The 20,194-nt window shown below is 73.6% G+C and carries 22 protein-coding genes; 17 read left to right on the top strand and 5 right to left on the bottom strand.

Features of this window, described 5'->3' with window-relative positions; translation table 11 throughout:
* Positions 1 to 271 precede the first annotated feature (271 nt).
* From ACIGO8_RS24905 to ACIGO8_RS24920, 4 genes are all read left to right on the top strand, one after another.
* A complete protein-coding gene (locus ACIGO8_RS24905) occupies positions 272 to 451 on the top strand; it encodes a hypothetical protein (RefSeq protein WP_399734682.1) in 180 nt (59 codons plus the stop codon).
* On the top strand, positions 448 to 2,724 hold the full coding sequence (locus ACIGO8_RS24910; protein WP_399734685.1) for a TOMM precursor leader peptide-binding protein: 2,277 nt from the start codon (positions 448 to 450) through the stop codon (positions 2,722 to 2,724). The genes ACIGO8_RS24905 and ACIGO8_RS24910 overlap by 4 nt, the downstream gene beginning before the upstream one ends.
* A gap of 94 nt (positions 2,725 to 2,818) precedes the next feature.
* Positions 2,819 to 4,105: a sensor histidine kinase gene (locus ACIGO8_RS24915; protein ID WP_399734688.1), complete on the top strand. Its 1,287-nt coding sequence runs from the start codon at positions 2,819 to 2,821 to the stop codon at positions 4,103 to 4,105.
* Between the two features lie 29 nt (positions 4,106 to 4,134).
* Positions 4,135 to 4,749, top strand: coding sequence for a DNA-binding response regulator (locus ACIGO8_RS24920; RefSeq protein WP_399734690.1), 615 nt, complete (start codon positions 4,135 to 4,137; stop codon positions 4,747 to 4,749).
* A 121-nt stretch (positions 4,750 to 4,870) separates the two neighbouring features.
* Here the strand turns inward: ACIGO8_RS24920 and ACIGO8_RS24925 are convergent, their stop codons facing one another.
* The 4 genes from ACIGO8_RS24925 to ACIGO8_RS24940 form a co-directional block, all read right to left on the bottom strand.
* The gene (locus ACIGO8_RS24925; protein ID WP_399734693.1) at positions 4,871 to 6,106 is read right to left on the bottom strand and encodes an acyltransferase domain-containing protein; all 1,236 of its coding nucleotides are present in this window, start codon (positions 6,104 to 6,106) and stop codon (positions 4,871 to 4,873) included.
* Between the two features lie 58 nt (positions 6,107 to 6,164).
* Complete coding sequence (locus ACIGO8_RS24930) at positions 6,165 to 7,910, bottom strand: fatty acyl-AMP ligase (RefSeq protein ID WP_399734696.1); 1,746 nt, start codon at positions 7,908 to 7,910, stop codon at positions 6,165 to 6,167.
* 148 nt (positions 7,911 to 8,058) lie between these two features.
* Entirely contained in the window at positions 8,059 to 8,274 is a 216-nt protein-coding gene (locus ACIGO8_RS24935; RefSeq protein ID WP_399734699.1) for an acyl-CoA carboxylase subunit epsilon, read from the bottom strand.
* Positions 8,275 to 8,530: 256 nt separating this feature from the next.
* Positions 8,531 to 9,151, bottom strand: coding sequence for an antibiotic biosynthesis monooxygenase (locus ACIGO8_RS24940; RefSeq protein ID WP_399734702.1), 621 nt, complete (start codon positions 9,149 to 9,151; stop codon positions 8,531 to 8,533).
* 517 nt (positions 9,152 to 9,668) lie between these two features.
* Here ACIGO8_RS24940 and ACIGO8_RS24945 point away from each other — a divergent pair.
* The 7 genes from ACIGO8_RS24945 (at position 9,669) to ACIGO8_RS24975 (ending at position 15,170) form a co-directional block, all read left to right on the top strand.
* Complete coding sequence (locus ACIGO8_RS24945) at positions 9,669 to 11,390, top strand: acyl-CoA dehydrogenase (RefSeq protein WP_399734705.1); 1,722 nt, start codon at positions 9,669 to 9,671, stop codon at positions 11,388 to 11,390.
* 65 nt (positions 11,391 to 11,455) lie between these two features.
* Positions 11,456 to 12,223 (top strand): 4'-phosphopantetheinyl transferase family protein, encoded by a 768-nt coding sequence (locus ACIGO8_RS24950; RefSeq protein ID WP_399734708.1) that lies wholly within the window; start codon positions 11,456 to 11,458, stop codon positions 12,221 to 12,223.
* A gap of 65 nt (positions 12,224 to 12,288) precedes the next feature.
* A complete protein-coding gene (locus ACIGO8_RS24955) occupies positions 12,289 to 13,104 on the top strand; it encodes a thioesterase II family protein (protein WP_399734710.1) in 816 nt (271 codons plus the stop codon).
* A 27-nt stretch (positions 13,105 to 13,131) separates the two neighbouring features.
* Entirely contained in the window at positions 13,132 to 13,965 is an 834-nt protein-coding gene (locus ACIGO8_RS24960) for a BTAD domain-containing putative transcriptional regulator (protein WP_399734713.1), read from the top strand.
* A gap of 50 nt (positions 13,966 to 14,015) precedes the next feature.
* Positions 14,016 to 14,276 carry an acyl carrier protein gene (locus ACIGO8_RS24965; protein ID WP_399735069.1) on the top strand — a complete coding sequence of 87 codons (261 nt, stop codon included), beginning with the start codon at positions 14,016 to 14,018 and terminating at the stop codon, positions 14,274 to 14,276.
* A 55-nt stretch (positions 14,277 to 14,331) separates the two neighbouring features.
* A complete protein-coding gene (locus ACIGO8_RS24970) occupies positions 14,332 to 14,721 on the top strand; it encodes a SchA/CurD-like domain-containing protein (protein WP_399734716.1) in 390 nt (129 codons plus the stop codon).
* The gene (locus ACIGO8_RS24975) at positions 14,718 to 15,170 is read left to right on the top strand and encodes a DUF1772 domain-containing protein (protein ID WP_399734719.1); all 453 of its coding nucleotides are present in this window, start codon (positions 14,718 to 14,720) and stop codon (positions 15,168 to 15,170) included. Before ACIGO8_RS24970 ends, ACIGO8_RS24975 begins: the two co-directional genes overlap by 4 nt.
* A 95-nt stretch (positions 15,171 to 15,265) precedes the next feature.
* Here the strand turns inward: ACIGO8_RS24975 and ACIGO8_RS24980 are convergent, their stop codons facing one another.
* A complete protein-coding gene (locus ACIGO8_RS24980) occupies positions 15,266 to 15,646 on the bottom strand; it encodes a SchA/CurD-like domain-containing protein (protein ID WP_399734722.1) in 381 nt (126 codons plus the stop codon).
* Between the two features lie 185 nt (positions 15,647 to 15,831).
* On the opposite strand from ACIGO8_RS24980, the gene ACIGO8_RS24985 reads away from it, so the two are divergent.
* From ACIGO8_RS24985 to ACIGO8_RS25010, 6 genes are all read left to right on the top strand, one after another.
* Positions 15,832 to 16,167, top strand: a complete 336-nt coding sequence (locus ACIGO8_RS24985; RefSeq protein WP_399734725.1) for a TcmI family type II polyketide cyclase — start codon at positions 15,832 to 15,834, stop codon at positions 16,165 to 16,167.
* Entirely contained in the window at positions 16,164 to 16,601 is a 438-nt protein-coding gene (locus ACIGO8_RS24990; protein ID WP_399734728.1) for a cupin domain-containing protein, read from the top strand. The genes ACIGO8_RS24985 and ACIGO8_RS24990 overlap by 4 nt, the downstream gene beginning before the upstream one ends.
* Complete coding sequence (locus ACIGO8_RS24995; protein ID WP_399734729.1) at positions 16,598 to 17,872, top strand: beta-ketoacyl-[acyl-carrier-protein] synthase family protein; 1,275 nt, start codon at positions 16,598 to 16,600, stop codon at positions 17,870 to 17,872. Before ACIGO8_RS24990 ends, ACIGO8_RS24995 begins: the two co-directional genes overlap by 4 nt.
* A gap of 16 nt (positions 17,873 to 17,888) precedes the next feature.
* On the top strand, positions 17,889 to 19,133 hold the full coding sequence (locus ACIGO8_RS25000; RefSeq protein ID WP_399734732.1) for a ketosynthase chain-length factor: 1,245 nt from the start codon (positions 17,889 to 17,891) through the stop codon (positions 19,131 to 19,133).
* Positions 19,134 to 19,239: 106 nt separating this feature from the next.
* Positions 19,240 to 19,704, top strand: a complete 465-nt coding sequence (locus ACIGO8_RS25005; RefSeq protein ID WP_399734735.1) for an SRPBCC family protein — start codon at positions 19,240 to 19,242, stop codon at positions 19,702 to 19,704.
* Between the two features lie 8 nt (positions 19,705 to 19,712).
* Complete coding sequence (locus ACIGO8_RS25010) at positions 19,713 to 20,174, top strand: anthrone oxygenase family protein (protein WP_399734738.1); 462 nt, start codon at positions 19,713 to 19,715, stop codon at positions 20,172 to 20,174.
* The last annotated feature ends 20 nt before the right edge of the window (positions 20,175 to 20,194 follow it).

A 20,194-nucleotide genomic window follows, 5' to 3' on the forward strand; every position in this document is an offset into this window, starting at 1 on the left:
TGTTCGGAGTCCGGCCCATGAGACTGGCACCGGGGCCCGGTCGGGGCCCAGTGAGGTGCGCACGACCCCAATCATGAAAATGTCATGGGCCGCCGATGAGCGTCGCACTGCCGCAGTTCGAAACAGGACAGCAGACTTTCGAATCAGACGCCGAGGCCCCTTCCGGTCCGGCGCGGACGGTTGTGAAGCGGGCGACGCGGTTCGTCTTCTCGATGCCTCGTCTCAAGTGCCTCGTCCGCCCGCCAGTCTCGTTCATTCACTGGGGGTACGCATGAACATCACCGAAGACATCCTTCGTCTCTCCGAGTCCGAGACGTGGTCCGGGGACTCCGGGCCGGCGGCCGGGCCGCTCGGGGAGATCCTCGTCGAGAGCCTGAGCCGCGCGGACGGCGGGCGCGCGAGCTGGTGCACCTGCATCTCCTCCGTGCTCGACCTCCGGGCGGGTGCGTGACCGAGGGGCAGGACCCGGCCCGCGGCCCGTTCGTGGCGTTCAAGCGCCACGTGCGGGCCGTGTCCGTCCCGGGAGAGGCCGTGTTCGTGTGGTCCGACGAGGACGTGACCGCGCTGCGGGGCGCCGGCGCGGAGACCCTGTTCGAGCTGCTCGACGGCAGCCGCACGCTGCCCGAACTGCTGCGGGAGGCCTCGGCGTCGATGCCCGCGGACGTGGCGCGCCGGGTGGTGCGGCGGCTGGCGGAGGCCAACCTCCTGGGCTACCGCCACGGCGTGCCGGGTCCGCCCGCCGCGCCCGAGCGCCACTCGGCGGAGGCGTACTGGGACCGCGCGGGCCTGGACGGCGCGGTGGCCGACGGAGAGGTGTGCCGCCGGCCGGTGGCGCTGATCCGGGTCGGCGACGTGGACGGCGCGGCGGCGGCGGCCGCGTGCCGCGCCTCCGGGATCACGCCGGTCGGCGAGGACGCCGACGCCGACTTCGCGCTCGTCCTCGCCGAGGACTATCTGATGCCGGAACTCGCGGACGTCGCCGCCCGGTTACGGGCCGCGGGCCGTCCGTGGCTGCTGGCGAGGCCGTTCGCGGCGGAGCCGTGGACCGGCCCGGTCTTCGAGCCGGGCGGTGACGGCGCGTGCTGGTCCTGCCTGGCGCACCGGCTGCGCGAGCACCGCCGCGGCGAGCTGTCGGTGCGCCAGGTCCTCGGCCTGGACCGGCCCGGCGTCCGTCCGGCGCCCTCGCTGGCCGCCGTGCGCGCCGTCGGACTGCACAGCGCGGTCCTGGAGACGGCCAAGTGGCTGGCGGGACTGCGCGGTCCGGAGCAGCGGGCCGTGTGCGTCCTGGACAGCCTCACGCTGCGCACCTCCCACCATCCGGTACGGCGCCGCCCGCAGTGCCCGGTCTGCGGCGATCCCACGCTGGTCGCCGAGCGGACCCGGCGGCCGGTGGTGCCGGTCTCGCGGCCCAAGGCCGAGGGCGCGGGCAGCAACGACCGGGCGCTGTCGGCCGAGCAGATGCTGCGGCGGTACGGGGACCTGATCGGACCGGTCACCGGCATCGTGACGGAGGTCCGCCCCATGGGCGGGCTGCCCGAGGGCCTGCACGCCTACGACTCCGGGCACAACCTCGCCCTGCGCGGGCATTCCCCGGCCGGGATCCACCGGGTGCTGCGGGCGCGCAGCTCGGGCAAGGGAACGACGGCGGCCGAGGCCCGGGCCAGTGCGCTGTGCGAGGCGGTGGAACGTTACTGCGGTGCACGGCAGGGCGACGAGCCGACCGTCACGGACTCGCTGGCCGGTCTCGGCGACGCGGCCGTCCACCCCAACACGTACCAGCTGTTCCATGAACGGCAGTACGCCGACCGGGACCGCTGGAACGCCTCCCACAGCCCCTTCCACCACGTGAGCGCGCCCTTCGACCCGCGCCGGCCCACCGAGTGGACGCCGGTGTGGTCGCTCACCGCCGGTGTGCAGCGGCTGCTGCCCACCTCCACGCTGTACTTCGACTGCGCGCCGGGCGGCTCCCGGGACGGGCTGTGGGCCGACTCCAACGGCAACGCGGCCGGCAGCAGCCTCGAGGACGCCCTGGTGCAGGGCTTCCTGGAGCTCGTCGAGCGCGACGCGGTGTCCCTGTGGTGGTACAACCGGCTGCGCCAGCCGGGCATCGACCTGGACGCCTTCGACGAGCCGTGGCTGACCGGGCTGCGCGAGGCGCTCGGACGGGCGGGCCGCCACCTGTGGGCCCTGGACCTCACCTCCGATCTGGGCATCCCGGTCGTGGTGGCGGCTTCCCGCCGCAGCGGCTCCGACGCCACGGACATCCAGGATGTTCACGGCGTACCGGACGTCGTCTACGGCTTCGGGGCCCACTTCGATCCCCGGCTCGCACTGCGCCGGGCGGTGACCGAAATGGTGCAGCTGCTGGCTCCGGCGACCGCCGGTGCGGCGCCGCCCGTGCCCGTGCAGCCCCAACTCCTGCCCGATCCCGGGCAGTCGGCCCGTACACCCGGCTCGTTCCGGCCGTACGTACGCAACGGCGACCTGCTCGCCGATGTCGAGGACATCTGCTCGCTCGTCACGGCGCACGGCCTCGACCTGCTGGTTCTCGACCAGACCCGCCCGGACGTCGAGATTCCGGTGGTCAAGGTCCTGGTGCCGGGACTACGGCACTTCTACGCCAGATTCGCACCCGGGCGGCTCTATGACGTACCGGTCCGTCTCGGCCATCTTGGCCGGTCAACGCCCTACGAGGAGCTGAACCCCGTACCTCTCGCGCTGTAGTCATTGTTAAGCCGCCATAAGGTCCCGGACGCGGCAGGTGTCGGCTTATAGTTCGGTCCTGCACACTCCCGACATCCACGCGAGGAGTCGACACATGGCGGGCCGTTTCCGGATTTCGGACAACGACCTCATCCGCGTCAACGGCCTGCCGGAGGAAGGCAGGAGTCGCGGCGGGGCCAGGGACGTGCTGGCGCCGCGGTTCGCCCAGGGGATCAGCACCGTGGTCTTCGCGGGATACGGCGTCGTCACCCTGCTGAACGTCTCGAACGTCGTCCGCACCACACCCGGCCTGGTGCTGTGCACGGCCGCCGTCGTCCTGCTCTACGCGGTGCAGATGCTGCTCACCTCACCGCGGGCCCGCCGCTGGTCGGGCCGGCGCAGGGCGGTCGTGCTCGGCACGCAGGCGGCGCTCACCTTCGCACCCATGGTGTGGCTGGGCGTCGCCTGGGGAAGCATGGCGGGACCGCTCGCCGGATCGATTCTCCTCATGCTTCCCGGCCGGATCGCCTGGCCCTGCTACGGCGCGGTCCCGATCACGATCCTCGGCTGGTCCGTCAGCGGCGGCGCCCCGGCGCTCGAGACCGGCTACTACGCCGTGTCCACCGCGCTGACCGGGCTCGTCATCTACGGGCTGACCCGGCTCACCGACCTGGTGCGCGAAGTCCACGACGCCCGGGCGGAGATGGCGAGGATGGCGGTCACGCAGGAACGGCTGCGCTTCGCCCGCGACCTGCACGACCTGCTCGGCTACAGCCTCTCCGCCATCACACTGAAGTGCGAGCTGATCCACCGTCTGGTGCCGGTGAATCCCGAACGGGCCCGCGAGGAGGTCGCCTCGGTGCTCGGCGTCGCCCGGCAGGCGCTGGCCGACGTACGCCTGGTGGCCAGCGGCTACCGGGACATGTCGCTGACGGCGGAGGCCGAGTCGGTGGCCGAGGTCATGGCGGCGGCCGACGTCGAGACGGAGGTGGACATCGACTGCGGCAGGCTCCACCCGTTGGTGGACACCGTGCTCGCGACCGCCCTGCGCGAGGGCGTCACCAATATGCTCAGGCACAGCAAGGTGCAGACGTGCACCGTCACGGTGCGGGTCGAGGGGGAGTCGGTGCGGCTGGCGCTCGTCAACGACGGTGTCGTCGCGCCGGACCGGCCGGACGACCCCGACCGCGGCAGCGGTCTCGGGAACCTGTGCGCCCGGCTCGCCGCGATCGGCGGCGAGATGACGGCCGGAGTCGTCGCAGGGAACCGCTTCCGGCTGACGGCGACCGCTCCGCTCCGGCCCCCGAAGGCCGAGGAGGCCGAGCTGCTGCCGGCCCACGGACACCGGACGGCCTGTGGCGCGGCGGACCGGCTCGGAGAAGCGGGCAGACGCGCTGTCTGAGTGCACACTGGACACATCGGGGGAGCCACATGCTGCTGATCAAGATCCTTCTTGCCGAGGACGTGCACATGGTCCGCGGCGCGCTGATCGCGCTGCTGGAACTGGAACAGGACCTCCAGGTCGTCGCCTCGGTGGCGCGCGGCGACCTGATCGTGCCGACGGCGCTCCAGGCCCGTCCGGACGTCGCGGTCATCGACATCGACCTGCCGGGCGTCGACGGTCTCACCGCGGCGGGCGAGCTGCACGAGCGGGCGCCGGAGTGCCGCACCCTCATCCTCACCAGCCTCGGCAGGCCGGGGACACTACGGCGGGCGATGGCCGCCCGGGTGTCGGGCTTCCTGCTCAAGGACTCCCCGCCGTCCCGACTGGCCCAGGCGGTGCGCTCGGTCGCCGCCGGTCAGCGGGTGATCGATCCCGAACTCGCCCTGAGCGCCTGGGAGGCGCCGGACAACCCGCTGTCGCCCCGGGAGACCCAGGTGCTGCGGCTGGCGGCGCGCGGCGCCGACGCCGTGGAGATCGCGGATCACCTCTATCTGACCCAGGGCACCGTACGGAACTACCTCACGGCCATCGTCGACAAGCTCCACGCGCGTAACCGCATCGACGCGATCCGCATCGCCGAGGAGGCCGGCTGGATCCCGTAGAGCGCCGGCACCACCGCGCAGGCCCCGGAGGCCGCCGCTCCCGGCACCCGTGGTGGACCGCCGGGCCCCCGTCCCGGCCGGTCCGGCGCCGGGCCCCCGTCCCGCCTCGTCCGGCGTCGCGTCAGTCCTCCGCCAGCGGACCCGCGTCCAGCGTCGACAGCACGCCCGCCAGATACACCGCGTCACTCTCCGGGCCGCGGCACACCGCCAGACACGCGGGCCCCCGCGGGCCGGCGATCCGCCGCAGGAACGGCGTGAGCACCGCCCGGGGACCGATCTCCACCACATGGCTCGGGGCCTGCTGGGCGAGCATCCGCCGGGCGGCGTCGGCGAACCGTACCGGCGCCGTGATCTGCTCCGTCCAGTACGAGGTGGTCAGCGGCTCGCCGTACTCACGGCCGTACACCGTCGAGTAGTACGGCAGTACGGCGGACCCGCCCGACACATGCCGGGCCGCGGCCTCGAAGCGGGGCGTCACCGGCTCCATCAGCGGCGACTGGAAGGCGTGCGTCACCTCCAGGAAGGTGCTCGCGATGCCCACCGCGGCCAGCCGTTCGCGCACCCGCTCCAGGCCGTCGACCGGACCGGAAAGCACCGTGGCGCGCGCCGCGTTGACCGCGCCGATGGTCACCAGCGGTTCGTCCGCGGCCGCGTCGGCCGCCTCGAACGGGCTGGCACACGTCGCCATCATCCCGCCGCCGGACGGCAGGTACTGCATGAAGGCGCCGCGACAGCACACCAGCCGGGCCGCGTCGGGAAGGGACAGCGCCCCGGCGACCACGGCGGCCGCGAGCTCGCCGATGCCGTGGCCGAGCACGGCCACCGGACGCACGCCCTCGGCCTCCACCAGCGTCATCGCCAGGGCGTAGCCGACGGCGAACAGCGCGGGCTGGGTCAGCGCCGTCTGGTGCACCCGCGGATCACCGTCCAGGATCAGCTCGCCGACCGACCGGCCCAGATACGGGGCGATCTCCTCGTCGGCCGCGGCCAGATGGCGCCGGTAGGCGGCCAGCTCGCGGTGCAGCCCGGCGGTCATCCGGGGATGCTGGCTGCCCTGCCCGGTGAAGACGAACGCCGCCCTGACCCGGCCGGAGTGCCGGCACATGCCCTGGCGCATCGCCAGGTACTGGGCCAGGTCGCGGATCGTCGGATGGCCCCAGATGTCGGCGGGGTCGAAGAGGTGGTCGAACTCGGCCTCGATGTCCCCCACCAGGCTGAGCAGGGCCACCGAGTCGAGTCCCCAGAGGGACAGGTCCTCCTCGTCGCCGACGCGGCGCCGCGCGTATCGGGCGACCCGTTCGGAGAGCCAGGCGGCGAAGACCCTCTCGTCGGGGCCGCCCGGTGCCGTTCCGCTCACATCTTCCCCCTGTCTGTGCTCCCTCCCGCCGGCGGTCCGCCGGACGGGTCGCCCGCCGCTAACGGCGCGGGCCCGCCGTCCCGGCCAGGTCATCGGCCAGATACTGGTGCAGCGGTCGCAGACCGCCGTTCAGGAACAGCCGGCGCATCGCGACCCGCTCGACCTTTCCGCTGCTGGTGCGCCGGACGGTGCCGGGGCGTACGAGCAGGACGCCCGCCACCGCCACCTCGAACTCCTCGCTCAGACGCCGCCGTACGTCCTTCACCAGCCCCTCCAGATCGAGGGCGTAGCGCTGGTGTGTGCGCAACTCCTGGACGACGACGACCCGTTCGCGTTCCCCCGGGACCGAGAAGGCGGATCCCGTGCCGAACAGCGCGCTGACGCGCTGCACACTGCGCTCCACGTCCTGCGGATAGAGATTGCGGCCCGCGACCATGATCACGTCCTTCAGCCGGCCGGTGACGTAGAGCCGGCCGTCCTGAACCGTGCCGAGGTCGCCGGTGCGCAGCATCCCGCCGGTGCCGTCGGCCGTCACGGCGCCGAAGCGCTCCGCGCTCGCCGCGCGGTCGCGCCAGTAGCCCGGAGCGACACCCGGTCCGTTCACCCATATCTCGCCGACCCGGCCGTCCGGCAGCACCTCGCGGGTGTCCGGCTCGACGATCAGCACCCGGCCGGCGGCCGCGTCGAGCGTGCCGCACGACACCAGCGTGTGCGCGGGCCGCCCGCTCCTCGGCTCGTCCAGCCGGCCCTGCTGCAGGGCGTCGGCGTCGACCGAGCGCTCGCCGTCCACCGCCCGGCCGCCGGAGACCAGCAGCGTCGCCTCGGCCAGGCCGTACGCGGCGTACATCGCCTCCGGGCGCAGACCCGCGCGCCCGAACCGCTCGGTGAACGCCCGCCTCGTCTCGGCCCGCACCGGCTCGCCGCCGGACACCGCGACGCGCCAGCCGGACAGGTCGAGGCCGGCCAGCTCCTCGTCGGAGACCCGCCGCACGCACAGGTCGTACGCGAAGTCGGGCGCGCCGCTCACGTCGATGCCGTACCGCCCGATCGCCTCCAGCCAGCGCACCGGCCGGCGGACGAAGGACTCCGGCGACATCAGGACGGAGGTGGCGCCCAGCCATAAGGGATGCAGCAGCTGGCCGACCAGGCCCATGTCGTGGTGGAACGGCAGCCAGCCGCCGATCCGGGAGTCCGGCCCGGTGCCGAGCAGTCCGGCCAGCGCCCGCTGGTTGGCGAGCAGATTGCGGTGGGTGACCACCACGCCGTTCGGGCTGCCGGTGGAGCCGGAGGAGAACTGCAGATAGGCCACCGTGTCCGGGCCGACCTCGGGCAGCGGCTCGGCGGCGGCCCCGTACGGCCCGGACACCGCGTCGGCGGCGAGGCACGGGATCGAGCCGTGGCCGTGCCGGGCGAGCAGCCGGGAGACGTCCGGGGCGAGTTCCGCGCAGGTGAGCGCGACCCTCGGCGAGGTCTGCCGGACGATCCCGGCCACCCGCTCCTCGTGGTGGCTGCGGCCGTCGTACGGCGGGACCGGGACGGCGACCGCACCGGCGTACAGACACGCCAGGAAGGACACCGCGAACTGGCTCCGGGACGCGTGCAGCAGCAGCACCGGTTCCCCGGTGGCGCCGTCGGCACACAGCCGGCCGGCGAGCCGGCGGGCCTGGGCGTCGAGCGCGCGGTACGTAACCGAGGCGGGGCGACCGCGTGCGTCGCTGTCCGGCAGCAGGAGCAGAGCGGTGCGCTCGGGCTCCCGCTCGGCTCTTTCGATCATCAGTTCGGTAAAGGTGCGGTAGTCGCTCATTCCGGCCCCCTGTGTCGTACGGGCGCGAACGCCCCAGTCCTCGGCGCCTGTTCACCCGCGACACCACGGTATGGACGGCTTCTTGAAGGGGACTCGACCGCTGCTGGGTCGGGGGAGGCGTGCGGGGGCCCGGGAGCGGCCGGGAAGGTCAGGCCGACGCGGTCCAGCCGACGCGCGGCCGGGCCCGGCGCGGGGCGCCCCAGGAGGCCTTCGGCGGCGTGTCCGCCGCCTCGCCCGGCACCTCCGCCGCACCCGGCGCACGCAGTCTGGCCAGCAGGACCGCCGTCACGGCGGCGAGTTCGTCGGCGTCCGGCCGGCCGCGGACGACGACGAAGGCGGGCGGCTTCTCAGTGGCTTCGTCCATGCCGCGGATGCTGCGACCGCCCGCTGGAGAAGCCCTCGGGGACGGGTCGGGACGGGGACGCGGGGAGCCCGGCCGGGACGGGCGCGCGAGGCGGCCGGGCGCGTGCCCGTCAGGGCGCGAGGAAGGGTACGGGGTCAGGGCAGGCGTACGGGCCGGGGTGGGCGGTCAGGGCAGGCGTACGGGCCGGGGGCGCGGTCTGGGCAGGCGTACGGGCCGGGGCGCGCGGTTTCGGTGGGGCGCGGAGGGCGCGGGGCGGTCAGGGCTCGTCGAGCGGGCGGGCCGGGTCCTCGGTGAGGCGGGCCGAGTCCGCCAGACGCGCCCGCCTCTCCCGCCAGTCGGCGCTCGCGCGCACCCGTTCCTCGGCCGCCGCGTCCCGCCACCACAGCAGTCCCGTGTAGGCGTACGGGTCGGCGACCGAGCGCAGCAGACTGCTGCCGCCGAAGCCCTCCTCGGGCACGCACCGGCCGACCAGCGCGCCGAAGTCCAGCTCGAACCGTTCCGTGTCACCCGCCACCACGGCCCGCACGAACAGCAGCCGGGCGGCGTCGGCCGGCCCGCCCTGCACGGTCATCTGCCCCACCGTGACCATCAGTTCGGCCTCCGCGTGGAGGGCGGCGGCGAGCCGCCGCGGGCCCGCCGGCGCGGCCGGGTCCGGATGCGCCGCCCGCAGCAGGCGGTCCAGACCGATCCACCGGTCGAGGTACACGTAGCCGCCCGGCCGCTCGGTCAGGGCGGCGGTCACCCGGGAGACGAAGCCCCGGCGGGACTCCCGGTAGCGGGCGTAGGCGAGGAGTTCGGGCTCGAACTCCCCGGGAGGCGCGGTGGTCAGGACGCGCCCCATCACGGTCAGCTCTGGGTTTCGGTCGCGCTGGTACACCGCCGGCCCCCCTTCTCGTCCCGGTGTGCACACTTCAAGGCATCCGATCACACCCCGCTCGAGTACCGCTCGAGAACGCACACGGACGCGCGCACACGAGAGTTCCTCGAGGATCCGCCGAGCCGCCGCGGCGATCGTGGTCAGTCCCGACCGTACGCAGAAGGGACGGCACGACATGCCCGCAACCGCACCCACCGACGGTGCCGACGCCCGAGTCGTACTCGGACGTCTGGCCCGGGCGGTGTGGACCTGTCTGGTGGCCTACGGATCGATGTGGCTGCCCGTGGACCAGAACCCGTTCTGGGAGCAGTACCGGCAGGCCGGCGTACCGGCTCCGCGGCCGGTGAGTCCTCTCCCGGTGCCGGGCGGAGTCGACGGCGGAGCCGACGGAACGGATTCTGACCGGACGACCTTGAGCGCGTCTTGAGCCGAGCGGGCCGGGCGAGCCGGGCGGGCCGAGCCGGCCGCTCGGCGGGAGGACGGCTCCCGGGCCCCGGGTGGAGAACGGAGGGATGGCATGACGACGACGGTGAACGCGGTCGACTCCTCGGAGGTCGCCGTCCAGGAGCGCATCGCCCGGCTCGAACACGACTTCGGTGATCTCGACGACCCGGGCAATCCGCTCGGCGCCCAGCAGTTCCTGGCCGCGGACGGGCGGGGCCTGTTGCTGCCGGCCGCCGAGCGGCTGCTCGACTCCTTCGGACTGAACGCCGAGTTCGTGCCCAGGGAACTGGGCGGCCGGCTCGACCGGCTCGACGCGCTGGCCCGGGTGCTGCGCGTGGTGTTCCGCCGCGACGCGGCACTCGGCCTCGGCTACGGCCTCACCTCCTACCTCGCCGCGGTCGTCGTCTGGGCGGCCGGCACCGCGCGCCAGCGGCAGGACACGGCGGCGCTGCTGCTCGGGCACGGGCGGATGGCGTGCGCGTATCCCGAGCCGCCCCAGGGCAACGACTTCCTGCGCAACCGGCTCACGGCCGTGCCGGACGGGCCCGGCTATCTCCTCAGCGGCCGCAAGGAGGCCCTCAACAACGCGGCCCGCGCCGACGCGACGGTGCTGTTCGCCCACACGCCGGACGGGCTGAGCGCCTTCCTGGTGCCCGGTCCCCTGCGGGAGCGGGACGGCGGCGGGAGCGTCCGGCTGCTGCCGCGCCGCCCGACCGTCGGCGTACGCGGCTGCGCCGTCCAGGGGCTCGCCTTCGACGGCCACCGGCTGGAGGCCGGGCGGCTGCTCGGAGCGGCGGGCGACGGGACCCGGCTGGCCGAGCTCGTCTTTCCGCTGACCCGCAGCGCCGGCCTGTCGATGGCGCTCGGCTGCGCCGACACGGCCCTGCGCACGACGACCGCGTTCGCCCGCTCGCGCCGGCAGCGCAGCCCGGCGTCGCTGCACTCGTCCCGGACGCGCACGGCGCTGGTGAACGCCTTCGCCGACCTGCTGGTGTGCGACTGCCTGGCGCTGGTGGCGACCCGGGCGACGCACGTGCTGCCGGGCGAGAGCCGGACGCTGGGCGCGGTCGCCAAGTACCTGCTGCCGACGATCCTCAACGAGACGATGGACGACCTGTCGATCGTGCTGGGCTCCGAGGCGTACGCGACCGGCGGCAGTTACGGCATCTTCCACAAGACGGCGCGGGACCTGCCGATGCTGGGACTCGGCAGCGCGGGCGCGTCGGCGAGCCGGGGCGTGCTGGTGGACCGGCTGGTGCGGTTGTCGCGGCCGGTCGGAGCCGCCGCCGAGGCCGCCGAGGCCGCCGCGGACGCCGCCGGCGGCGACGGCGGCCGCGACGGGCTCGCGCCGCTGTTCCGGCCGTTCGACGCGGAGCTTGCGCCGTGCCGGGGCGGGGAGGACTCGCTGCTCGGCTCGCTGGAGGAGTCGGCGCGGCACGCCGAGGGGCCGCTCGGGGCCGCGGCCGCGGTGCTCGTCGACCAGCTGCGGGCTCTGCGCGAGGGCTGCGCCGGCCTGGGCGAGGCCGTCGGTCCCCGCGCCTACGCCCTGGCCGACCGTTACGCCCTGCTGGTCGCCGGAGCCGCCTGCCTCGGCGTGTGGCGCCACCGTCCCGCGGCCGGCTTCCTCGCCGACCCGGCGTGGGCGGCCACCGCCCTCAGCCGCGTGGCCGGCCGCCTGGACCGCACCTCCCCGCGCCCGCCGGCCCCGTCCACCGACCGCCTCCTCGCCGAACTCCTCCACCGCTTCGACGACTCGCGCAGCTACGACCTGTACGCGACGGCGATCGGACGCTAGAGATCCCCGGCCCGGCACGGCGGAAGACGCGCCCCGCGTCGGGCGCCCGAAACAGGAGGTGGCAGATGAGGCGGCCGTTGCGGCAGGGCGGACCCGGCGGAGGCTGGGACGAGGTGTGCGCGCTGGTGGCCGGCGACGGGGCCTGCGTGGTGTACGCGGAGGTCGACGACTGGGTGCCGGCGGACCTCGGCGCGGCCTCGCTCGCCGAGGACCTCGGGGCGGACCACGCACGCCTGGAGCGCATGCCGGCCTCGCGGAACCGGGACCGGTTCGTCGCCGCGCGGCTGTTCCTGAAGTCCGCGGCGGGCGCCGTGCTCGGGGCCGGGCCGCGGGAGCTCGAGCTGGCGTACAAGCCGGGCGGGCGGCCGTATCTGCGCGGGATCGATCAGCTGGACGTCGGGCTCAGCCATACCGAGGGGCTGCTCGTGGTGGGCCTCACCCGGTTCGGGCGGATCGGCGTGGACACCGAGCCCGCCGACCGGCGGATGCTGGAGCTCGGCACCGAGGCGATGGCCTGCACCCCGCACGAGCTGGAGGCGCTGGAGCGGGTGCCGGCCGAGCGGCGCGACCGCGAGCTGGTGCGGCTGTGGACGCTGAAGGAGGCCTACAGCAAGGCCATCGGCCAGGGACTGCGCTTCCGCTTCACCGAGTTCGGCTTCGGGCCCGAGGACGCGCGGGTGCGCATGCTGCGCCCCGACGGCACACCCGGCGCCGGGGACGAGTGGTCCTTCCACAGCTGGCTCGTCGAGGACGCCTACACGGTCAGCGCCGCCGTCCACGACCCGGACTTCGGCGAGCTGAGGCTCACGGACCCTGGCTCCAGCGCCAGTTGAGTGATGAACGAGGCCCTCCGGTGACCCTCGGATCGCGCATCTGACCGAAAAGGTGCGGAGCAACGGTGCGGCAGACGAAGGGGGATCGGGTGCAGCGCTATCTCGCGGTCCGGCCGGCGTCCGGCAGGGACGGTGTCCGGCTGTTCTGCTTCCACCACGCGGGCGGAGGAGCCATGACCTTCGCCGGCTGGCAGCGCCGCATCGGCACGGGCGTGTCCGTGCTGCCGGTGCGGCTGCCGGGCCGGGAGACCCGGCGACGCGAGGAACGGATCACCGACGGCGACCTGCTGATGCGGGAGCTCCAGGAGGACCTGGGCGAGCTGCTCGAGGAGCCGTACGCCTTCTACGGGCACAGCCTGGGCGCCCTGGTCGCCTACCGCTTCGCGGAGCACCGGATACGTTCCGGGCAGCGCCCGCCGGAGCTGCTCGCGGTCGGTGCCTGCTCGGCGCCCCAGCTCCCGGCGCCGCTGATCGAGACCCTGCTCAGCCCCGAACTCCCCGACGAGCAGCTGATCCTGTCCCTGGGCGACCAGCAGAGCATCCCCGCCCCGCTGCGCAACCGGATCGGCTGGCTGGCCGGCACCCTCGCCACCCTGCGCTCCGACCTGCTTCTCGCGCAGAACCTGCGGTCCGCACCCGTGACCGCGCTGCCGTGCCCTCTCGAAGCCTTCGCGGGCGAGGTCGATCCCCTGGTCTCCGCGGCCGAGGTGCACGCGTGGAAGCACTGCACGACGACCCGTTTCCGGCTCCGGACCGTCCGCGGCACCCACTTCTTCGTACGGGGCAGGGACGTGCCCCGCGAGGTGGGGGAGGCGCTGCGGTCCGCGGCGACAGGACCTGAGGCGGCGCGGCCCGACGCGACGCCCTACCAGGCCGGCTGATCCACGTAACCCGAAGGAGATCCGCGCATGGACATCAGCGTGCTCGGCCCGTTCCGGGCCACCCTGTCCGGAGTGCCCGTGCACCTCACCGCCGTCAAACCGCGCAAGGTCTTCGCGCTGCTCGCCCTGCAGGCCGGCGAGGCCGTCTCGGTGGCCTCGCTGGTGGAGGAGGTGTGGGGCGAGCATCCACCCCGCAGCGTCCAGACCACCCTGCAGACCTACATCCTGCAGATACGCAACGCCATCGCCGCCGCGCTCGCCGACGGCACCGAGGGCGAGGGCCTGCCGAACGGCGCCAAGAGCGTCCTCGTCACCGAGCCCGGCGGCTACCGGCTCGACATCCACGGCGGGCTGCTCGACGCCCACGAGTTCGACGCGCTGTCCGCGGCCGGGCACCGGGCCCTGAGCCAGGGCGACTGGCCGGCGGCCGCCACGTACCTGAGCGGCGCCCTGGCCCTGTGGCACGGCCGCGCGCTCGCCGACGTCCAGTGCGGGCCGCTGCTCGAGGTGGAGGCCACCCGGCTGGACGAGTCGCGGATGAGCGTGCTTCAGCGCCGGATCGAGGCAGACCTGAGGCTGGGCCGCCATCATGAGCTGGTCGGTGAGCTGTCCGGGCTCGCCGCCCGCCATCCGTTGCACGAGGCGGTGCACGAGCAGCTGATGCTCGCGCTGTACCGGGTCGGGCGCCGCAGTGACGCGCTGGCCGTGTACCGGCAGCTGCGCCGCTGTCTGAACCAGAGCCTCGGGCTCGACCCGTCGCCCAGCGTCGAGCATCTGCACCGGGCGGTGCTCGACTCCTCGCCGCAGCTCGAGCTGGATCCCTCGGCCGCGCCGGGCCCGCAGCTGGCAAGAGCCACCTGACTCGTCAAGGACTCCCGAAGTCTCCCCAGAGAGGAAGCATCGTGACTGACATGAACCTGTCCGAGCTCGGAGCGCTCCTGCTCGAATGCGTCGGCGCTCCCGAGGAGGGCATGGCGCTGGAGGGCGAGGAGGCCCTGGACACCCCGTTCCTGGAGTTCGGCTACGACTCCCTGGCACTGCTCCAGGCCACCAGCGTGATCAACCGCAAGTACGGGATCGTCCTCGACGACGACGCCGTCATGGAGGCCGAGACCCCGCGCATGCTGCTGGCCCTGATCGGTACGGCGCCGCGGGCCGGGGCCGTCCGCTGACCACGGCCGCACCGGCCCCGTACACCTGTCCGTACGACACCGACGGAGAAGACCGATGCCCTACGCAGCCATCACCTACCGGGTCAAACCCGGCCACGAGGAGGAGATCGCCGAGATCTTCGCCAAGTTCCAGCGGGTCGACCGCCCCGAGTTCACCGGCGACGGCGGCGAGCAGGCCGGCCGGCTGCTCGGCACCGCCGTGTTCGTGAAGGACGACATCGTCGTCCGGGTCATCCACTACGAGGGCGACTTCTCGGCCATCGGCCGGCACATGGCCGCGCAGCAGGGCGTCCACACCGCGGAGGCCGAGCTGGCGCCCTACCTCGCCGAACCGCGGGACACCAGCTCGCCGCAGGCGTTCGCCGCGTACTTCCGCGACGCCACCATGCGCACCGTGGCCCAGCTGACCGTGGACACCCACCCCGCGGGCGCCCCGGCGTCATGACCGAGGTGCTGGCCGTCGCGGCCGTGCTCGGCAGCGGTGTCACCGCCGGAGTGCTGTTCGCCGTCGCGCTGAGCGTGCTGCCCGCGCTGTTCGCGATGGAGACCGGCACCTACGTCCACGCGCACCAGCTGCTGGGCCGGAACTGGGACCCCACGATGCCGGTCATCGTGCTGAGCAGCACCCTGGCCGACGGTGTGCTCGCGGTGGCGGCCGAGGACGCCGCCCGTGCGCTGTTCGCGGTCGGCGCGGTGCTGCTGCTGGGCGTGTCCGGGGTGTCCCACCTGTGCAACGTCCCCATCAACCGCCGCGTCAAGGCGATCACCGACCCGGCGGTCATCCCGCCGGACTGGGAGGATCCGCGTCCTCTGTGGCGCCGCTACCACTATCTGCGCACCGTCCTGGCCGTGGTGGCCCTGGCGGTCAACGCGGCGGCCCTGACCGTGCTCTGACCACCGCCCGCGCTCCCCACACACCAGGCCGCACCCCCGGAACCTCCGGGAGTGCGGCCTGGTGCGTTCTCCGGTGCCGGCCGGTGCCATACGCCCTACGCCGGCGCCGGCAGGTCCCGTACGGAGATCTGGGCGACCGTGTTCAGCAGACTGCGCTTGAACGTCGCCACGAAGCCCTCCACCGTGTCCGTGTCGCGCGGCCTGCTCAGATACGGCTTCAGCTTCCGCTCGACCTCGCGCACACCCGGCTGCGACGCCATGTGCCGGGCGACGGCCTCCAGGTCGCCGGTGTACTCGATCACCCGGACCAGGGTGTCGTCGCGCAGGAAGACCGCGGTGGCCAGGATCGTGCCAGCCTGCTCGCCCGAGGCGTCCTCGACCCGGCTGCTGCGCACCCGCTTGAAGTCGCCGAAGATCGCCGCCAGTTCCTTCTCGAAGCCCGGCTTGATGTCGTACGTGATCGCTGCGAACGGCATGCCCGTTGCCCTTTCCCTCGCCTGTCGGTGGGACGGTCGGTCCGGCGGCCAGCACAGCGGCACCGCCTCGGGCCGCGCTCGAAGTCCCCTCGCCGGACCGCCGCCGGCGCTGGAGAGGACTTCGAGCGGCTCTCCAGACCGCGGTGCGACGTTCTCCCGTGACCACCGACCATCGGGAGGGACCCGTGCACCGCACTCTGATCGTGGCCAAGCTGCGGCCGGACAAGACGGACGACATCGCGAAGATCTTCGAGGAGTCCGACGCCACCGACCTGCCGCACATGATCGGCGTGAGCCGCCGCACCCTGTTCAGGTTCCACGGCCTGTACTTCCACCTGGTGGAGGCCGACGGCGACATCGGCCCGAACCTCTACCGGGCCCGCAGCCACCCGCTCTACGACGACATCAACACCAAGCTCGCCCAGTGCGTGGAGCCCTACGACCCGAACTGGCAGGAGCCCAAGGACGCGATGGCCGAGCCCTTCTACATCTGGACCAAGGACGGAGGGCGGATCCAGTGACCACCGCCATCACCCGCACCGTGAAGGTGGCCGCCGACGAGGTCGAGGCCAACACCAAGCGCGGCGGCGACATACGCACCACCCTCAGCCCCAAGACGGTCGGCTGCACCTCCGGCTTCGGCGGCGTCATGACCCTGGAGCCCGGCGACTGGGTGACCGAGCACTACCACCCGTACTCCGAGGAGTTCCTGCACGTCGTCGACGGCACCCTGGAGATGACCCTCGACGGCCGCAACGTCGTGCCGCTCGGCCCCGGCGACTCCCTCCTCGTGCCGATCGGCGTACGCCACCGCCTCGTCAACACCGGTGACACCACCGCCCGTTGCGCCTTCCACCTGTCGCCGCTCGCGCCGCGCCCCGAGCTCGGCCACGTGGACACCGAACCGGCGCAGCGCCCCGAGCAGGCCAACCCGGACGTGGGCGGTGCCCGGTGACCCGACGTGCCGTCATCACCGGCATCGGCGCGGTCGTGCCGGGCGGGGTGGGCCGTGAGGCCTTCTGGCGGACGCTGTCCGAGGGCCGTACGGCCACCCGGCGGATCTCCCTGTTCGACCCGGCACCCTTCCGCTCGCAGGTCGCGGCCGAGGTCGACTTCGACCCGGCCGCCGCCGGCCTCACCGCCCGGCAGATCCGGCGCATGGACCGGGCCGCCCAGTTCGCCGTCGTCTCCGCCCGCGAGGCCGTCACGGACAGCGGCATCGAGCTGCCGTCCCTCGACCCCGGACGGATCGCGGTCTCGCTGGGCAGCGCCGTCGGCTGCACCATGGGCCTGGAGGAGGAGTACGTCACCCTCTCCGACAGCGGCCGGAAGTGGCTCGTCGACCACGAGTACGGCGTGCCGCACTTGTACGGCTACATGGTGCCCTCCACCCTCGCGGTCGAGGTCGCCTGGGAGACCGGCGCCGAGGGCCCGGTCGCGCTGATCTCCACCGGCTGCACCTCGGGCCTGGACTCCGTCGGGCACGGCGTCCAGCTCATCGAGGAGGGCTCGGCCGACGTGGTCATCGCCGGCGCGACCGACGCACCCATCTCGCCGATCACCTCCGCCTGCTTCGACGCCATCAAGGCGACCACGCCGAACAACGCCGACCCGGAGCACGCCTCGCGGCCCTTCGACGGCGAGCGCGACGGCTTCGTGCTCGGCGAGGGCGCCGCCGTCATGGTCATCGAGGAGCGGGAGGCGGCCCTCGCGCGGGGCGCCCGCATCTACGCCGAGGTCGCCGGCTTCGCCAGCCGCAGCAACGCCTACCACATGACCGGTCTCAAGCCCGACGGCCGGGAACTCGCCGAGGCCGTCACCGTCGCCCTCGACCGGGCCAGGCTGGACCCCACCGCCGTCGACTACATCAACGCGCACGGCTCCGGCACCAAGCAGAACGACCGCCACGAGACGGCCGCGTTCAAGCGCAGCCTGGGGCAGCACGCCTACGACATCCCGGTCAGCTCCATCAAGTCGATGGTCGGGCACTCGCTGGGCGCGATCGGCTCCATCGAGGTGGCCGCCTGCGCCCTCGCCCTCGACCGCCAGGTCGTGCCGCCGACGGCCAACCTCAGGACCAAGGACCCGCTCTGCGACCTGGACTACGTGCCCGTCACCGCCCGGGAGCACGCCATGGACACGGTGCTCACCGTCGGCAGCGGCTTCGGCGGCTTCCAGAGCGCCATGGTCCTCACCCGGCCCGGCACGGCCCCGGCCGCCGCCTGAAAGGGGAGTGACCCACATGACCGCCGCCAAGCCCACCACGGGACAGGGCGCCGGCGCCCCCGTCGTGACCGGCCTCGGCATCTTCGCGCCCACCGGCATCGGCGTCGAGGCCCACTGGGCCTCGGTCCTGGCCGGCAAGTCCGGCATCGGCCGCATCGGCCGCTTCGACCCCACGCCCTACCCGGTGCGCCACGCCGGGCAGGTGCCCGGCTTCGACGCGGCCGAGCGCGTGCCGGGCCGGCTGATCTCCCAGACCGACCACTGGACGCACCTCGCCCTGGCCGCCGGCGAGGCCGCCCTCGCCGACTCCGGCGCCGACCTCGACGCCATCGGCGAGTACGAGATGGCCGTCGTCACCTCGTCGTCGTCCGGCGGCACCGAGTTCGGCCAGAAGGAGATGACCGCCCTCTACCAGCACGACCCCGGCTGGGTCGGCGCCTACCAGTCGATCGCCTGGTTCTACGCCGCCACCACCGGACAGCTCTCCATCCGGCACAAGATGCGCGGCCCGTGCGGTGTCCTCGCCTGCGAGCAGGCCGGCGGCCTCGACGGCATCGCGCAGGCCAGGCGGCTGCTGCGCGGCGGCTCCCGGCTGGTCGTCACCGGCGGCACGGACGCCTCCCTCTGCCCGTACGGCCTGACGGCCCAGCTCACCACCGGCCGGCTCTCCACCGTCCCGGACCCGGAGCGCGCCTATCTGCCCTTCACCACGGAGGCCAGCGGCCACCTGCCCGGCGAGGGCGGGGCGATCCTCGTCCTGGAGAGCGCCGAGTCGGCCGCCGGACGCGGCGCGGGCGACGGCTACGGACGGGTCCTCGGCCACGCGGCCGGCTTCGACCCGGCCCCCGGGTCCGGACGGCCGCGCGCCCTGCGCCGTACCGTCGAACAGGCCCTCGCCGACGCCGGGCTCACGCCCGCCGACATCGACGTCGTCTTCGCCGACGCCTCCGGCGTCCCCGACGACGACCGTGACGAGGCGGCGGTCATCAGCGCCGTCTTCGGCCCGCACGGCGTCCCGGTCACCGCGCCCAAGACGCTCACCGGCCGGCTGTACGGCGGCGGGGCACCGCTCGACGTGGCCACCGCGCTGCTCGCGCTGCGCGAAGGCGTCGTCCCGCACACCGCGCACGTCCACGACCTGGCACCCGGCCTCGACATCGACCTGGTCACCGGCGCCCCGCGGGAACTGCCGCTGCGCCACGCGCTGGTCCTGGCGCGCGGCCACGGCGGCTTCACCTCGGCCCTGGTGCTCGGCCGCTGAACCGCGGCGCAGGACGGTCCGAGGACCGACCACCGGCGACCGGGACCGACCGACGCTCCGACGACCTGTGACTCACGACCGACGACTGACGACCCACGGAGTTCCCATGGCTGGACACACCGACAACCACATCGTCATCGACGCCCCGATCGACGTGGTGTGGGACATCACCAACGACGTCCCGAACTGGCCGAACCTCTTCAGCGAGTACGCCTCCGCCGAGGTCCTCGAACGCGACGGCGACACGATCGTCTTCCGCCTCACCATGCACCCGGACGAGGACGGCAACGTCTGGAGCTGGGTCTCGAGGCGCACCGGCGACCCGACCGCCCGCACCGTGCGCGCCGAGCGGGTGGAGACCGGCCCCTTCGAGTACATGAACATCTACTGGGAGTACACCGAGGAGCCCGGCGGCGGCGTGCGCATGCGCTGGGTCCAGGACTTCCACATGAAGCCCCAGGCCCCGGCGACCGACGAGGCCATGACCGAGCACCTCAACGTCAACACCAAGGTGCAGATGCAGCTCATCAAGGAGCGGGTCGAGGCCGCGGCACGCGCCCTCTCCCGCTAGGAGCACCCGTGCTGAACGTCCTCGCCCCTCTGCTGCTGCTGTTCAACGGCCTGGCCGCCGGCGTCCTGTTCGGCACCCAGCTCGGCGGCTTCCCGTACCTCGCCTCGCTGCCCACCGACCGCTACGTGCACGCCCACGCGTTCTTCGGTCAGCGCTACGACCCGGCGATGCCGGTCTGCCTGCTCGGCACCGTCGTCCTGGACGCGCTGCTCGCGCTGGGCGTCGGCGGCGGCGCCGCGCCGGAACGGACGCTGTTCGCCGTCGCGGGCGTGCTCGCCGCGGCCACCGCGCTGATCTCGCTCACCAAGAACGCGCCGGTCAACCGATGGATGCGGACCGTCGACCCGGACGACCTGCCGGCGGACTTCCAGCACACCCGCGACTCCTGGGGCGCCTGGAACCGCCGCCGCAGCCTGCTCACCATCGCGGCGCTCGTCGCCAACTGCGCGGCGCTCGGCTTCCTGCTCTGACCCTCTTACCGCTTACGGAG

It is taken from the genome of Streptomyces sp. NPDC053493 (genome assembly GCF_044544825.1).
Classification (GTDB): domain Bacteria; phylum Actinomycetota; class Actinomycetes; order Streptomycetales; family Streptomycetaceae; genus Streptomyces.

Excerpts from the sequence above, each read along its gene's own strand:
- ACIGO8_RS24905 (WP_399734682.1), top strand. The coding sequence starts at position 272 with ATGAACATCACCGAAGACATCCTTCGTCTCTCCGAGTCCGAGACGTGG.
- ACIGO8_RS24915 (WP_399734688.1), top strand. The coding sequence starts at position 2,819 with ATGGCGGGCCGTTTCCGGATTTCGGACAACGACCTCATCCGCGTCAAC.
- ACIGO8_RS24920 (WP_399734690.1), top strand. The coding sequence starts at position 4,135 with ATGCTGCTGATCAAGATCCTTCTTGCCGAGGACGTGCACATGGTCCGC.
- ACIGO8_RS24930 (WP_399734696.1), bottom strand. The coding sequence starts at position 7,910 with ATGAGCGACTACCGCACCTTTACCGAACTGATGATCGAAAGAGCCGAG.
- ACIGO8_RS24935 (WP_399734699.1), bottom strand. The coding sequence starts at position 8,274 with ATGGACGAAGCCACTGAGAAGCCGCCCGCCTTCGTCGTCGTCCGCGGC.
- ACIGO8_RS24945 (WP_399734705.1), top strand. The coding sequence starts at position 9,669 with ATGACGACGACGGTGAACGCGGTCGACTCCTCGGAGGTCGCCGTCCAG.
- ACIGO8_RS24950 (WP_399734708.1), top strand. The coding sequence starts at position 11,456 with ATGAGGCGGCCGTTGCGGCAGGGCGGACCCGGCGGAGGCTGGGACGAG.
- ACIGO8_RS24960 (WP_399734713.1), top strand. The coding sequence starts at position 13,132 with ATGGACATCAGCGTGCTCGGCCCGTTCCGGGCCACCCTGTCCGGAGTG.
- ACIGO8_RS24965 (WP_399735069.1), top strand. The coding sequence starts at position 14,016 with ATGAACCTGTCCGAGCTCGGAGCGCTCCTGCTCGAATGCGTCGGCGCT.
- ACIGO8_RS24970 (WP_399734716.1), top strand. The coding sequence starts at position 14,332 with ATGCCCTACGCAGCCATCACCTACCGGGTCAAACCCGGCCACGAGGAG.
- ACIGO8_RS24975 (WP_399734719.1), top strand. The coding sequence starts at position 14,718 with ATGACCGAGGTGCTGGCCGTCGCGGCCGTGCTCGGCAGCGGTGTCACC.
- ACIGO8_RS24980 (WP_399734722.1), bottom strand. The coding sequence starts at position 15,646 with ATGCCGTTCGCAGCGATCACGTACGACATCAAGCCGGGCTTCGAGAAG.
- ACIGO8_RS25000 (WP_399734732.1), top strand. The coding sequence starts at position 17,889 with ATGACCGCCGCCAAGCCCACCACGGGACAGGGCGCCGGCGCCCCCGTC.
- ACIGO8_RS25005 (WP_399734735.1), top strand. The coding sequence starts at position 19,240 with ATGGCTGGACACACCGACAACCACATCGTCATCGACGCCCCGATCGAC.